This is a genomic window from Thioclava sp. F28-4 (assembly GCF_002020045.1).
Taxonomy (GTDB): Bacteria; Pseudomonadota; Alphaproteobacteria; order Rhodobacterales; family Rhodobacteraceae; genus Thioclava; species Thioclava sediminum.
Genome location: NZ_MPZQ01000006.1, coordinates 242845 through 255348 on the forward strand (window position 1 = coordinate 242845; position 12504 = coordinate 255348).

Annotated in this window: 15 protein-coding genes; 6 read left to right on the plus strand and 9 right to left on the minus strand. The window is 64.5% G+C overall.

The window, feature by feature from the left end:
- The first annotated feature begins 97 nt into the window (after window positions 1-97).
- Together BMI87_RS14610 and BMI87_RS14615 are read left to right on the plus strand one after the other, a co-directional pair.
- Entirely contained in the window at window positions 98-454 is a 357-nt protein-coding gene (locus BMI87_RS14610) for a CidA/LrgA family protein (protein WP_078522348.1), read from the plus strand.
- Window positions 447-1163 (plus strand): LrgB family protein, encoded by a 717-nt coding sequence (locus BMI87_RS14615; protein WP_078522349.1) that lies wholly within the window; start codon window positions 447-449, stop codon window positions 1161-1163. Before BMI87_RS14610 ends, BMI87_RS14615 begins: the two co-directional genes overlap by 8 nt.
- Window positions 1164-1173: 10 nt before the next feature.
- Here the strand turns inward: BMI87_RS14615 and BMI87_RS14620 are convergent, their stop codons facing one another.
- From BMI87_RS14620 to BMI87_RS14650, 7 genes are all read right to left on the minus strand, one after another.
- Complete coding sequence (locus tag BMI87_RS14620; RefSeq protein WP_078522350.1) at window positions 1174-1830, minus strand: trimeric intracellular cation channel family protein; 657 nt, start codon at window positions 1828-1830, stop codon at window positions 1174-1176.
- On the minus strand, window positions 1827-2291 hold the full coding sequence (gene rnhA, locus BMI87_RS14625; protein WP_078522351.1) for a ribonuclease HI: 465 nt from the start codon (window positions 2289-2291) through the stop codon (window positions 1827-1829). Before rnhA ends, BMI87_RS14620 begins: the two co-directional genes overlap by 4 nt.
- Window positions 2284-2889: a glutathione S-transferase family protein gene (locus BMI87_RS14630; protein ID WP_078522352.1), complete on the minus strand. Its 606-nt coding sequence runs from the start codon at window positions 2887-2889 to the stop codon at window positions 2284-2286. Before BMI87_RS14630 ends, rnhA begins: the two co-directional genes overlap by 8 nt.
- A 4-nt stretch (window positions 2890-2893) precedes the next feature.
- Window positions 2894-3322: a DUF3429 domain-containing protein gene (locus BMI87_RS14635; protein WP_078522353.1), complete on the minus strand. Its 429-nt coding sequence runs from the start codon at window positions 3320-3322 to the stop codon at window positions 2894-2896.
- A complete protein-coding gene (gene ispH / locus BMI87_RS14640) occupies window positions 3322-4269 on the minus strand; it encodes a 4-hydroxy-3-methylbut-2-enyl diphosphate reductase (RefSeq protein WP_078522354.1) in 948 nt (315 codons plus the stop codon). The genes BMI87_RS14635 and ispH overlap by 1 nt, the downstream gene beginning before the upstream one ends.
- A gap of 60 nt (window positions 4270-4329) precedes the next feature.
- Window positions 4330-4776 carry a YqaA family protein gene (locus BMI87_RS14645; RefSeq protein WP_078522413.1) on the minus strand — a complete coding sequence of 149 codons (447 nt, stop codon included), beginning with the start codon at window positions 4774-4776 and terminating at the stop codon, window positions 4330-4332.
- Window positions 4777-4859: 83 nt separating this feature from the next.
- On the minus strand, window positions 4860-5423 hold the full coding sequence (locus tag BMI87_RS14650; protein WP_078522355.1) for an NYN domain-containing protein: 564 nt from the start codon (window positions 5421-5423) through the stop codon (window positions 4860-4862).
- Between the two features lie 75 nt (window positions 5424-5498).
- Here BMI87_RS14650 and folK point away from each other — a divergent pair, with 75 nt between their 5' ends.
- The 4 genes from folK (at window position 5499) to BMI87_RS14670 (ending at window position 9458) form a co-directional block, all read left to right on the plus strand.
- Window positions 5499-6134: a 2-amino-4-hydroxy-6-hydroxymethyldihydropteridine diphosphokinase gene (gene folK, locus BMI87_RS14655; RefSeq protein ID WP_246832709.1), complete on the plus strand. Its 636-nt coding sequence runs from the start codon at window positions 5499-5501 to the stop codon at window positions 6132-6134.
- A 98-nt stretch (window positions 6135-6232) separates the two neighbouring features.
- On the plus strand, window positions 6233-6589 hold the full coding sequence (gene rpoZ, locus BMI87_RS14660; protein WP_078522357.1) for a DNA-directed RNA polymerase subunit omega: 357 nt from the start codon (window positions 6233-6235) through the stop codon (window positions 6587-6589).
- A 27-nt stretch (window positions 6590-6616) separates the two neighbouring features.
- Window positions 6617-8749 (plus strand): bifunctional (p)ppGpp synthetase/guanosine-3',5'-bis(diphosphate) 3'-pyrophosphohydrolase, encoded by a 2133-nt coding sequence (locus tag BMI87_RS14665; protein ID WP_078522358.1) that lies wholly within the window; start codon window positions 6617-6619, stop codon window positions 8747-8749.
- A 34-nt stretch (window positions 8750-8783) separates the two neighbouring features.
- The gene (locus BMI87_RS14670; protein WP_078522359.1) at window positions 8784-9458 is read left to right on the plus strand and encodes a DUF2062 domain-containing protein; all 675 of its coding nucleotides are present in this window, start codon (window positions 8784-8786) and stop codon (window positions 9456-9458) included.
- 369 nt (window positions 9459-9827) lie between these two features.
- Here the strand turns inward: BMI87_RS14670 and BMI87_RS14680 are convergent, their stop codons facing one another.
- Window positions 9828-10538: a response regulator transcription factor gene (locus BMI87_RS14680; protein WP_078522360.1), complete on the minus strand. Its 711-nt coding sequence runs from the start codon at window positions 10536-10538 to the stop codon at window positions 9828-9830.
- Window positions 10535-12439 (minus strand): PAS-domain containing protein, encoded by a 1905-nt coding sequence (locus BMI87_RS14685; protein ID WP_078522361.1) that lies wholly within the window; start codon window positions 12437-12439, stop codon window positions 10535-10537. Before BMI87_RS14685 ends, BMI87_RS14680 begins: the two co-directional genes overlap by 4 nt.
- Between the last annotated feature and the right edge of the window lie 65 nt (window positions 12440-12504).

Consider the following 12504-nt stretch of genomic DNA (forward strand, 5'->3'; position numbering starts at 1 on the left):
GCGAGATACCCGTCGACGCAGTCGGGTATGCACCTCCGCTGTCTTTTCCTTTTGATCGCGGAGGCTTAGCATCAGGTGCGTCCCAAGGAGCCGTCCGATGATCCCAGCCCTGTCCCTGATCCTCGCCTGCCAACTCGCTGGCGAGATCCTGTCCCGCGCCTTGCAGCTGCCGCTTCCCGGACCGGTTCTGGGGATGATCTTCCTGCTGATCGCAATGAGCGTCTCGGGCAAGGTGCAGCAGATCGTGCGCCCCACGGGCCAATTCGTGTTGCAACACCTGTCGCTTCTCTTCGTGCCTGCGGGCGTGGGGATCGTCGCGCATCTTGGTGCGTTGCGCGAGCATGGGATGGGGCTGGCGGTGGCGCTGGTGGTGTCGACGATGTTGGCGATCGTGGTGGGCGCGGCGGCCTTCGTCGCGGTGGCGAAGCTGACCCGGAGCGATGTCGATGACTGATCCGTTCAAGCTCTGGTCCTATCTTTCCTCCGAACCGCTCTTGTGGCTGTGGGCGACGCTGATCGCCTATTGGATCGGGGATACGATCTTCAGGCGCGTGAACCGCAGCCCCTTCGCCAATCCGGTGATGATCGCCGTGGTGATCCTCGGCGCGGTGCTCCTGATGACCGGCACGCCCTATCAGCGTTATTTCGACGGGGCGCAATTCGTTCACTTCATGCTGGGCCCGGCGACGGTCTGTCTTGCGGTGCCGCTGCATGCGAACCTGCCCAAGGTGAAACGCGCGCTTCTGCCGATCGCGGCGGGTCTGGCGGCGGGGTCGGTCACGGCCATCGTCTCGGTTCTGGCGATTGCAAAGGCGATGGGCGCGGGGCCTGAACTGCTCGCCTCGCTCGCGCCGAAATCGGTGACGGCCCCGGTGGCTATCGGGATTTCGCAATCGCTTGGTGGCGAGCCGTCGCTGACGGCGGCGCTGGTGATCCTCACTGGGATGATCGGGGCGATCACGGTGACGCCAATGCTCAACCTGCTGGGCTTTCGCGACTGGCGGGCGCGGGGCTTCGCGGTGGGCGTCGCGGCGCATGGGATCGGCACGGCGCGCGCCTTTCAGGTGCATGAGACTGCGGGCGCGTTTGCGTCCATCGGCATGGGGCTGAACGCGGTGCTGACCGCCTTCCTCGCGCCGGTGGTGCTGAGCTACTTCGGTTAATCGACTTCCGTCAGTATTGGCGCGGCGGGCGCGCCTTGTAGACCGGAAGCTTCCAGCCGAAACGCAGCGATCCGGCCCGCAGCGCAAAGGTCACCCCGCCGCAGATCAACAGCGCGATCAGCGTATCCGCCCCGAGGGCCGTCGCGATCACCGCGCTCATGGCCCCCGCAAACGCGCAGGAGAGATAAAGCTCGCCCTGTTTGAGCACCAGCGGCACCTCGTTGCAGACCACGTCGCGCATCAGGCCGCCGAACGTGCCGGTGGCGATGCCCATGATCAGGACGATCACCGGGCCATGCTCCAGCCGCATCGTGATCGCCACGCCCGCAGGCACCGCGACCGCCAAGGCGCAGGCGTCGAGCCACAGCAGCGCGCGGTAGCGGCTTTCCAAAAGATGCGCGGTGAAGAAGACAACCACCGCCGCACCTGCCGCGATCAGCACATAGGTCGGGTCGCCGACCCAGAAGACCGGGTCGCGGCCCAGAAGCAGATCGCGCAGGGTGCCGCCGCCGATAGCGGTCAGCGCGGCAATGAAGATGAAGCCAACGAGATCGAGTTGCTGGCGCGAGGCGACCAGCGCCCCGGTCAGCGCGAAGACCAGCACCGAGGCGTAATCCAGCGCCGCGCCCAAGGGAAACTCCCCGAGCCAGTCGGGCAGGGCGGTCATTTTTGCTTGGCCGGTTTGAAGGGCTCCATCCCGGCGCGAGCCAGCTCGTCGGCGCGCTCGTTCTCGGGGTGGCCCGCATGGCCCTTGATCCATTCCCACGTCACGTGGTGGCGGCGCTGCGCCTCGTCGAGCCGCTGCCAGAGATCGACATTCTTCACCGGCTTCTTCGCCGCGGTTTTCCAGCCGTTGCGCTTCCAGCCGTGGATCCAGCCGGTGACGCCGTTCTTCACGTAAGCGGAGTCGGTGGTGATCGTGATCGCGGTGTCGCGGGTCAGGGTCTCCAGCGCGTTGATCGCGGCCAGAAGCTCCATCCGGTTATTCGTGGTCTCGGCCTCGCCGCCCTTCAGCTCGCGCTCCTTGACGACGCTTTCACCGTCCATCGCGCGCATCAAGACACCCCAGCCGCCGGGGCCGGGATTGCCGCTGCAGGCGCCATCCGTCCATGCGTAAAGCTCAGGCATCGAGACCCACGTAGCCGTCGAGCGCTGCGATCCGGTCGAGCCAGCGGCGCAGCGCCGGGAAGGGCTCGAGATCATAACCGCCGCGGGTCTCGGCGGTATGGGTGTAGGCGTAAAGACAGATATCGGCGAGGCTCATCGTGTCGCCGGCCAGCCAATCGGCCTGCTCCAGCCGCTGCTCCATGATGCCCAGCAGGACGTGGCCGCGCACTTCCAGCGCGTCCAGCGTCTCCTGCGTGCGCTCATGGGCGCGATGCGGATAGCACAGGATCGCGGCGCGCACGGCGATGACGCCCTCGTGCTGGTTCTGCTCCCAGAACATCCACGACAGCATCTGCGCCCGGACGAAACGATCCTCAGGGATAAAGCGCGAGCCCTCGCCGAGATAGGTCAGGATCGCGTTGGACTCCGCGAGCACCCGCCCGTCGTCGAGATGCAGCGCCGGCGCCCGGCCGAAGGGCAGCGCGCCGCTTTCATGAGCTTCGGCCAAGGCGTCGGTGTCATACTCGACATCGATCTTGTCGTAGCTCTGGCCCAGCAGCGCCATCAGCAGACGCACCTTGTAGCTGTTGCCCGAGGAGGGCATCGAATAAAGCTTCATCTCGTTACGTCCTTACAAGCGCGATCAGGCAGGCGACGACGACGACGGTCAGGCCGATGCGCAGTTTGAGCCACCAGCGCGGCGTATGGCCGAATTTCTGGAACAGCCAGTCGAGCGGCAAGAGCGCGAGGAAGCCCAGGATCAGCACGAAATTCACCGGCATCCCGAGCGCCATGAAGGCGATGAAGAAGATGACCGGAGCGACGGCGAGGAAATAGCCGGTCTCCCATTCCGCGCTCGCGGCGAAGCCCCAGAGGCTGCCCGCCATGAAGCAGAAGATCATAAGGCCATAGGCGAGCACCGCCACACGCGGGTCCGCGATGAAGGCGAATTGGCCGGTCTGCACGACCAGCACGCCCCAAAGGAACGGGATCAGCCCGGCAAGGCCAAGAATCAGCGCGCCGCCGGGGATTTTCGGGCCGATTTCGCGCATCACGACGCCTTTCTCAGCACGCGGGGCACCTTGAATTCGATGTCCTCGCGGGCGGTTTCGATCTGGTCGACGGTCAGGTCGTAGCGCTGGCGGAAGGCGTCGATCACCTCGTCGATCAGCACTTCCGGCGCGCTCGCGCCCGCGGTCACGCCGACCGTCTGCACACCCTCCAGCGCACGCCAGTCGATATCCGCGGCGCGCTGCACCAGCTGCGAATAGGCGCAGCCCGAGGCTTTGCCGACCTCGACCAGACGGCGCGAGTTGGACGAGTTCGGCGCGCCGATCACCAGCAGCGCGTCGATCTGATCGGCCATCGCCTTCACCGATGCCTGACGGTTCGTGGTGGCGTAGCAGATGTCTTCTTTCGCGGGGCCGACGATCTTCGGAAAACGGTCCTGCAGCGCGGCCACTATCGCCGCCGTGTCATCGACCGACAGCGTCGTCTGGGTGATGAAGGCCAGCCGATCGGGATCGCGCGGCGTGATCTTGGCCACGTCCTCGACCGTCTCGACCAGCAGAACCTCGCCATCGGGCAGCTGCCCCATCGTGCCCAGCACTTCGGGGTGCCCCGCATGGCCGATCATGACCATCTGCAGCCCCTCGTTCGAGTGCCGCTCGGCTTCCTTGTGGACCTTGCTCACCAGCGGGCAGGTCGCGTCGACATAGATCATCTCGCGGCGCGACGCCTCGGCGGGCACCGATTTCGGCACGCCGTGGGCCGAGAAGATCACCGGTCGGTCGTCGGGGCATTCGTCGAGCTCTTCCACGAAGACCGCGCCTTGGTCGCGCAGGCTGTCGACGACGTATTTGTTATGCACGATCTCGTGGCGCACATAGACCGGTGCGCCCCATTTCTCGATCGCCATCTCGACGATCTTGATCGCCCGGTCGACGCCCGCGCAAAAGCCGCGCGGGGCTGCCAGATAAAGGGTCAGGGAGGGTTTCATCGCGCGCTCCTTTGTTCGGGTTCAGACCTAAAGCCCCGTCCGCCTCGCGTCCAGAGGCGATCAGCTTGCGAGTTTGATCGCTTCCGCCGTCAGCCAGGCCAGCACCGCGTAGCGCCCGGCTTTCGCAATGAACACCAGCGGAATGAAGAGCCAGAGCGACATGCGCAGGATGCCGGAGATCAGGCAGATCAGATCGCCGCCGGGCGCCCAGCTCAGCAACAGCAGCCCGATCCCCCAGCGCTCGAACCAGCGATGGCCGCGCGCGAGCTGTGCCTCAGTGGCGGGGAACCATTTGCGGTCTTTCCAGTGGGTGACGCCCAGTCCGATCACGTAGGTGACGAGCGAGCCGATCGTGTTTCCCACGGCGGCGATGAGGATCATCAGCCAGATATTTTGGGTGCCAAGCGTCTGCAGCGCGACGAATACGAGCTCCGACTGGAACGGGATCGGCGTCGCCGCCAGAAGCGCCGAGACGAAGAGGCCAAAGAGGGAAACGTTTTCGAGCATCAGGCCTTCCGCAATGACAAAGGGCGCGCAGGTGATCTGCACGCCCCTTCAAGCACGAATTACGGGTCGCGTCAGGCCCCGGATCAGCTGTCGTCGCCGTTCTCGTCCTCGCGCGGCTCACGCGGCGGGCGACCGATCACTTCGCGCAGCGCGTCGAGTTCGATGAAATTGTCGGCCTGACGGCGCAGCTCGTCGGCGATCATCGGCGGCTGCGAGCGGATCGTCGAGACGACCGAGACGCGGCAGCCCTGACGCTGAAGGCTTTCGATCAGCGGGCGGAAATCACCATCGCCGGAGAACAGCACGATATGATCGAGGCGCGGTGCGAGTTCCATCGCATCGACGGCCAGCTCGATATCCATGTTGCCCTTCACCTTCCGGCGACCCATGGAATCCGTGTATTCCTTGGCCGGTTTGGTGACCATCGCGAAGCCGTTGTAATTCAGCCAATCCACGAGCGGGCGGATCGGTGAATATTCTTCACTCTCCAGAAGAGCGGTGTAATAGAACGCGCGGACGAGTTTGCCGCGGCGTTCGAATTCTTGTCTCAACAGCTTGTAATCAATATCAAAACCGAGCGCCTTGGCGGCCGCATAGAGATTAGATCCGTCAATGAACAGGGCGAGCCGTTCGTCCTTGTAGAACATACAGTCCTCTTGCACAGGTAGGGTGGACCAGTTCGCGCAGGTGCCGATACGGAAAGTATAGCCGCATCTATTGTCTTGCACCGGCGGGGAGGGCCGACCAGATTTATCTACGACATATCGCATTTCGCGAGGGAAACGGAATCTGTCTTTATGGACACTAACTATTTGGTCGCTTTCGGGGCGAATTTACCAAGCCAATTCGGGTCTCCTCGCACTACGCTCTGCGCCGCGATCGAGCGGCTCGAGCAATTGGGGTTTTCCTTGGTTGCCGCCAGTCGGTTCTGGTCGACGCCTGCCGTTCCCGAAGGGTCCGGTCCCGATTTCGTGAATGCTTGTTGCAAAATGCGAAGCAGTTTGCAACCGCGCGATGCGCTCGCGCAACTTCATGGAGTCGAAGAAGAATTTGGCCGCGTGCGGGAAGGTCGTTGGAGCGCGCGTGTTGTCGATATCGACCTGATCGCCTCGGAGGATCGGGTTCTGCCGGATCGCGAGAGCTTTCTGCGCTGGAAGAACCTTCCGCCGGAGGCGCAGCAGCGCGACGCCCCGACCGACCTGATCCTGCCGCATCCGCGCTTGCAGGACAGGGCTTTCGTGCTGATTCCCTTGGCCGAAATCGCGCCGCTCTGGCGCCACCCGATCACGGGCGACAGCGTGATGGAAATGCTCGCCGCCCTTCCCGAGGCGGAAAAAAACCCGATTTCCCCTCTGTAACGTGGTCAAAACCCTGCGGACGGGCCGGATGGGCGCTTGTGTTTCTGCACTGCAAAGCCTAAGTAGGGCCCTCAATCCGAGTTCTTCTGGAGAGATTCATGGCCCGCGTGACGGTTGAAGATTGCGTTGACAAGGTTCCGAACCGCTTCGAGCTGGTAATGCTCGCTTCGCATCGTGCCCGCGAAATCGCTGCTGGCGCTCCCCTCACGGTCGAGCGTGACAACGATAAAAACCCTGTCGTCGCTCTGCGCGAAATCGCCGAGGAGACCCAATCGGCCGAGGATCTGCGTGAGCGTCTCATCGAGAGCAACCAGACCCAGATCGAGGTCGACGAGCCCGAAGAGGACTCGATGGCGATGCTCATGGGTGGCGAGAGCCCCGATCGTGCCGTTGAAGACGACATGAGCGAAGAGCGTATGCTGCGCGCGCTGATGGACGCGCAGGGGCGCGAGTAATCCACTGATTGGCTGGAACGAGCGCGAATGATCGACGTCGAAGACCTGATCGCGCTCGTCCGCAATTATAATCCCAAGACCGATGCGGATCTGATCCGGAAGGCGTATGCCTATGGAAAAGACATGCATGAAGGGCAGTTCCGGCATTCGGGCGAGCCCTATTTTTCGCATCCCGTCGCGGTGGCGGCGATCCTGACCGAGCAGCGTCTGGACGATGCGACGATCGTCACCGCCCTTCTGCACGACACGATCGAAGACACGCGCTCGACCTATGGCGAAGTGTCCGAGATGTTCGGCGAGCAGATCGCCGAGCTGGTCGATGGCGTCACCAAGCTGACAAATCTGCAACTTTCGAACGCGGCCTCGAAGCAGGCGGAGAACTTCCGCAAGCTGTTCATGGCGATGTCGAAAGACCTGCGGGTGATCCTCGTGAAGCTCGCCGACCGCCTGCACAACATGCGCACGATCCGCTCGATGCGGGCCGAGAAGCAGGCGCAAAAAGCGCGCGAGACGATGGAGATCTACGCGCCGCTGGCTGGCCGGATGGGTATGCAGTGGATGCGCGAGGAGCTTGAAGACCTCGCCTTCAAGGTGCTCAACCCCGAGGCGCGTACCTCGATCATCCGCCGCTTCGTCAGCCTGCAAAAGGAAACCGGCGATGTGATCCCGAAGATCACCGCCGACATCCGCGCGCTGCTCGAAGACGAGGATATCGACGCCGACGTCTTCGGTCGCGCGAAGCGGCCCTATTCGATCTGGCGCAAGATGGAGGAGAAGCAGCTCACCTTCTCGCGCCTGTCGGATATCTACGGTTTCCGCGTCATTACCCGCACCGAGATGGATTGCTACCGGGTGCTGGGCCTGATCCACCACCGCTGGCGCGCGGTGCCGACCCGGTTCAAGGATTACATCAGTCAGCCGAAGACCAACGGCTACCGCTCGATTCACACCACCGTTTCGGGGCGTGACGGCAAGCGCGTCGAGGTGCAGATCCGCACCCGGCAGATGCACGAAGTGGCCGAGGCCGGCGTCGCTGCGCACTGGTCCTATCGCGATGGCGAGCGGGCGCAGAACCCCTTCGCGGTCGATCCGGCGAAATGGCTCGCCTCGCTCAGCGAGCGGTTCTCGGACCCCGATGGCGATGGCGATCACGACGAGTTTCTCGAGAACGTCAAACTCGAGATGTATTCCGATCAGGTCTTCTGCTTCACCCCGAAAGGCGATGTGGTGAAGCTGCCCAAGGGCGCGACCCCGATCGATTTCGCCTATGCGATCCACACGCGGATCGGCAATAGCTGCGTCGGCGCCAAGGTCGATGGTATCCGCGTGCCGCTCTGGACGCGGCTGAAGAACGGCCAGTCGGTCGAGGTGATCACCGCCTCGGGCCAGCGTCCGCAGCTGACCTGGCTCGATATAGTGGCGACCGGGCGCGCCAAGGCCGCGATCCGCAAATCGCTGCGCGAGGAAGATCGCGACCGCTTCATCAAGCTGGGGCAGGAACTGGCGCGGGTGGCCTTCGAACATGTCGGCCGCCGCGTGACCGACAAGGCGCTGCGCACCGCCGGCAAGGCGCTGGGGATCGGCGATCAGGACGAGGTCCTCGCCCGGCTCGGCTCCGCCGAGCTCGCGGCCTCGGATGTGCTCGACGCGCTTTACCCGGAGCTCGCCCAACGCCGCGAGGGCGCCGAGATCGAGCCGACCCGCGCCGTTCTGGGCCTCGGCGCCGATCAAAGCTTCCGCCGCGCCGATTGCTGCCAGCCGCTGCCGGGCGAGCGGATCGTCGGCATCACCTATCGCGGCAAGGGTGTGGTGATCCACGCGATCGACTGCCCCGCGCTCGAAGAGTTCGAGGATCAGCCCGAACGCTGGGTCGATCTGCATTGGAAGACCGGGCAACACCCGCCCGCCTATACCGCGACCCTAAAGGTCACGATCTCGAACGATGCGGGCGTGCTGGGACATATCTGCACATTGATCGGCCAGCAGAAGGCAAATATCTCGGACCTCGACTTTGTGGAGCGCAAGCCGGACTTCTATTCGGTTCTCGTCGAGGTCGAACTGTGCGATGCAGAACATATGCATCGCCTGCTTACCGCCTTGGAGGCGGAGAGCGACGTGGCGCAGGTGGAGCGGATCAGAAACCTGTCGCGCAAACCCTGACGCACACGGCGCAGGGGGGAGAAAGGACGGCAGCGTGGTCTTCAGACGGCGCGAAAAACGGGGGGTTTGGGCCAACCTGCGCGAGGCGATCTGGCCGCGTTCGGGCTGGTCCCGGGCTTTTCAATACGTCAAGCACCGGGTCAACCGGCTTCCCGACCGCCCGCACCGGATCGCGCGTGGCGTTTGGGCCGGGGTCCTGGTCTCTTTCACGCCTCTGTTCGGGTTTCACTTCGTCAGCGCCGCGGCCGTGGCCTGGATCATGCGCGGGAATATCCTCGCCGCGATCCTCGCGACGTTCTTCGGCAACCCGGTCACCTTCCCGATCATCGCGGTCTTCTCGACGAAGCTGGGGCACAAGATCCTCGGTGACCGGCTCGATCATGGCGGGGAACCGGAAAGCCTGCTGCAGACCTTTCAGGCGGCGAGCCACGATCTGCTGCATAACTTCTGGGCGATGTTCACCCCCGAGCATGCGGAATGGAGCGGGCTGGAGCGGTTCTTCACCGATGTCTGGTTGCCCTATCTGATCGGCGGGATCGGTCCCGGCGTGATCGCGGCGACGATCTGCTACTACGTGTCGCTGCCGATCATCACCGCCTATCAGAACCGCCGCCGCAGCAAGCTGAAGGCGCGGCTGGAGAAGATGCGGGCGAAGATCAAGCGCGAGGAACGCGCGGCGGCGGGGAAAGCAGAGAACTCCGACGAGTGAGCCGAACCGGCTGGGTGGGTCAGCTTTGCGCCTCGCCTGCGCCCGCTTCGCTCAGCGCATAACCGCGTCGCTGCGCCCGGCGGCGAAACCTCTCGGCCGCATGGACGGCTTCGCGCAGGTTGGAAAACCACCGCAGACAGGACGAGCCGGTCTGGCCCTGCAGGCCTCATTCGCGCAGCACGGTATATTCTCCGAACAGGTTGTCGGAGACTTCCACGCGATAGAACCGTCGCGACGTCGGCGTGTGAAGAAGGAGATTGAGCATGGCAGTGCCCCTGTATCCCGATTTCGTGAAGTGAATCAGAGCGGGGCGGTTTTGGCCAGCGAAAAGCGGTTAACGCTTTGATGTCCGCGCTAAAGGCGGTGTCGTCAGCTCCAGCGGACCTCGCCCAGAAAGATATAGCCTGCGCCGTAGATCGTCTTGATAAGGCGCGGGTTTTTCGGATCTTCGCCCAGCTTCGTACGCAGCCGCGAGATCCGCACATCCATCGCCCGGTCGAAGCTTTCGCCTGCCGCGCCGCCCAAGGATTCCTGCATCTGCGCGCGGGTGATCAGCCGGTTCGGGCTTTCTAGAAACAGTCGCAGCACTTCGCCTTCGGCATGAGAGAACGACGTCTCGGCCCCGTCCTCCGCCACCAGCAGGTAGCGGTCGAAATGTGCGGTCCAGCCTGCGAAATGGGCGGTCTGCGCCTGCGCCGGGCCTTCGTTGCGTCCCTTGCGCAGGCGCGCGCGGATGCGGGCCACGACCTCGGCCGGATCGAAGGGTTTGATGATGTAGTCATCCGCGCCAAGCTCCAGCCCCGTCACCCGGTCCTGCACCTGCGCGCGGCCCGAGATGATGATGATCGCAGCGCCCGATTCCAGCGCCAGCCGATGCACCAGCGCCAGCCCGTCGCGATCGGGCAAGCCCAGATCGACGAGGCAGACATCGGGGGAGGAGCGCTTCAATCCGGCTTCGAACTCGGTCGCGCGGCCGTAGCAGGTTGTGCGGAACCCGGCCTCTTCGAGCGCGTCGGAAAGCATCCGGCGGATTTCGGGCTCGTCGTCTAGGATCGCGACAAGGGGATGGTCGGCACTCATCGAGGCACTCCCGCAAGCAGCGCCGCAAGCTGCGCGGCGGTAAAGGGTTTCTGAAGGACCGGGCAGGGGGCCTGCGCGCGCAGCGCATCGCCCGGCGGCAGAGAGGTCATCAGGATCATGGGAACCTGATTGCGGATTTTGCGGGCAAGATCCACCCCGCTGCGCGGTCCGGGCAGCTGGATATCCGAGAGGACCAGCGCGATATCGGGCAGGTTCAGAAGGGCCTCGGCCTCGGCGATCGTGCCCGCCTCGACCACCGTGTGATCCATCGCGCGCAGCGTGTCTCGGGTGCTGGCGCGAATGTCCTCGTCATCCTCGACCAAGAGCACCATCATCGGCTCGGCTTGCCGGGCGGCGGGTTTCAGCGGCAGGCGCATCGTGACGCGCGCGCCGTCCTCGGTATTGGTCAGCCGCAGCGTGCCGCCCGCGAGCTTGGTCTGGTCATAGACCATCGACAGGCCGAGCCCGGAGCCCTCATTGCCCTTGGTCGTGAAGAACGGATCGAGCGCATGTTCGAGCGCCTCATCCGAGAACCCGCCGCCCTGATCGGTCACTGCGATTTCGACCCATGTATCGCGCACCGCGCGGGCCTCGATCCGGATCGTGCCGCCTTCGGCGCGCATCGCGTGATTTGCGTTCAGGATCAGGTTCAGCAGGCTGTCCTGCAACGGGCCGGGATCGAGCAGGATCAGGTCTTTCAGGTCGCGATTGTCGAAATCGAGCGTCACCGGATCATGCAGGGTCGGCCCTGCCATCGCGGCGAGATCGTCGAAGAGGTCGTCCAGCACGACGGCCTGCGGGCGCAGCTCGCGCGGGCCCGAGATCGCGGCGATCCGGTCGAGAAGCGTGCCGCCGCGCCGGGCCGCGCCAAGGGTCGCCCGGATCGCGTCCTGCGCGTCGGCGGGCAGCCCCTCCATCCGTTCGAGCCGCCCCTGCAGACCGAGGATGATCGTCAGAAGATTGGCGAAGTCATGCGCGAGCCCCGAGGAAAGCTGTGCGGCCAATTCCCGCTTCGCGGATTGCGCCAGCGCGGCGCGTGCCTGCGCTTCATGCGTGACGTCGGTGGAGAGGATATAGACCCCGCTCACCTCGTTCTTGCTGGCAAGATCGGGGGTCAGTGCGACGCGGATGCGCCGGCCCGACGGGTCATGGGTGATCTCGACGACGCTCGCCTCGCCCACCAGCGCGCGCCGAAAGCCGGGTGTGATCTTGCGATAAGTCTCGGGGCCGAGCGCCTCGCTCGCGTGGTGGCCGACCGCATTGGCGAGCGATCCGGGCATCACGGTCGACAGGCGCCGGTTGGAAAAGGTGTAGATCAGGTTGCGATCGACGCGCGCGATATGAGCGGGCATCATCTCGGTCACCTGCCGCGTGCGGGCCTCGGTGATAGCCAGTTGGCGCGAGGTCTCCTCCAGCGCCATATTGGTCGCCGCAAGTTCGCGGTTCGCCGCCGTCAGCGCCTCGGCATGGTCGAGGAGCTGGTCCGACAATTCCTCTGACCGCGCGCGCAACAGCGCCTCTTGCCGCTTCACCGGCGTGATATCGGTATAAACCGTGACCCAGCCGCCTTCGGGCAGCGGCGCGCCTTCGACCGAGATCGTGCGCCCGTTCGCCCGCTGGCGCTCCATGTAATGGGCCTCGAAGGCGCGGGCGGTTTCGACCCGCTCGCGGACGGCGGCTTCGATATCGTCGACCTCGCCATATTCGCCCCGCGTGACGAGGAAGCGAATCGTATCCTCGAAGGTGGTGCCGGGCTGGGTCAGCGTGTCGGGCAGGTCGAACATCAGCTGATATTGCCGGTTCGACACGGCCAGCCGCAGATCGCTGTCGAAGATCGACAGCGCCTGTCCGATCAAGTTCAGCCCCGCCTGTGTCAGCCGCTCGCGGCTTGTTTCGCTCACCTCGCCCCTCCCGCTCCTTGGCTTTTGCTACCACCGGCGGGCGGCGCGGCAAAGCGTGTTTCGCT

Coding starts and splice junctions, on each gene's coding strand:
- rnhA (WP_078522351.1), bottom strand. CDS start 2,291: ATGCCTGAGCTTTACGCATGGACGGATGGCGCCTGCAGCGGCAATCCC.
- rpoZ (WP_078522357.1), top strand. CDS start 6,233: ATGGCCCGCGTGACGGTTGAAGATTGCGTTGACAAGGTTCCGAACCGC.
- BMI87_RS14615 (WP_078522349.1), top strand. CDS start 447: ATGACTGATCCGTTCAAGCTCTGGTCCTATCTTTCCTCCGAACCGCTC.
- BMI87_RS14620 (WP_078522350.1), bottom strand. CDS start 1,830: ATGACCGCCCTGCCCGACTGGCTCGGGGAGTTTCCCTTGGGCGCGGCG.
- ispH (WP_078522354.1), bottom strand. CDS start 4,269: ATGAAACCCTCCCTGACCCTTTATCTGGCAGCCCCGCGCGGCTTTTGC.
- BMI87_RS14650 (WP_078522355.1), bottom strand. CDS start 5,423: ATGTTCTACAAGGACGAACGGCTCGCCCTGTTCATTGACGGATCTAAT.
- BMI87_RS14680 (WP_078522360.1), bottom strand. CDS start 10,538: ATGAGTGCCGACCATCCCCTTGTCGCGATCCTAGACGACGAGCCCGAA.
- BMI87_RS14635 (WP_078522353.1), bottom strand. CDS start 3,322: ATGCGCGAAATCGGCCCGAAAATCCCCGGCGGCGCGCTGATTCTTGGC.
- BMI87_RS14665 (WP_078522358.1), top strand. CDS start 6,617: ATGATCGACGTCGAAGACCTGATCGCGCTCGTCCGCAATTATAATCCC.
- BMI87_RS14645 (WP_078522413.1), bottom strand. CDS start 4,776: ATGCTCGAAAACGTTTCCCTCTTTGGCCTCTTCGTCTCGGCGCTTCTG.
- BMI87_RS14610 (WP_078522348.1), top strand. CDS start 98: ATGATCCCAGCCCTGTCCCTGATCCTCGCCTGCCAACTCGCTGGCGAG.
- BMI87_RS14630 (WP_078522352.1), bottom strand. CDS start 2,889: ATGAAGCTTTATTCGATGCCCTCCTCGGGCAACAGCTACAAGGTGCGT.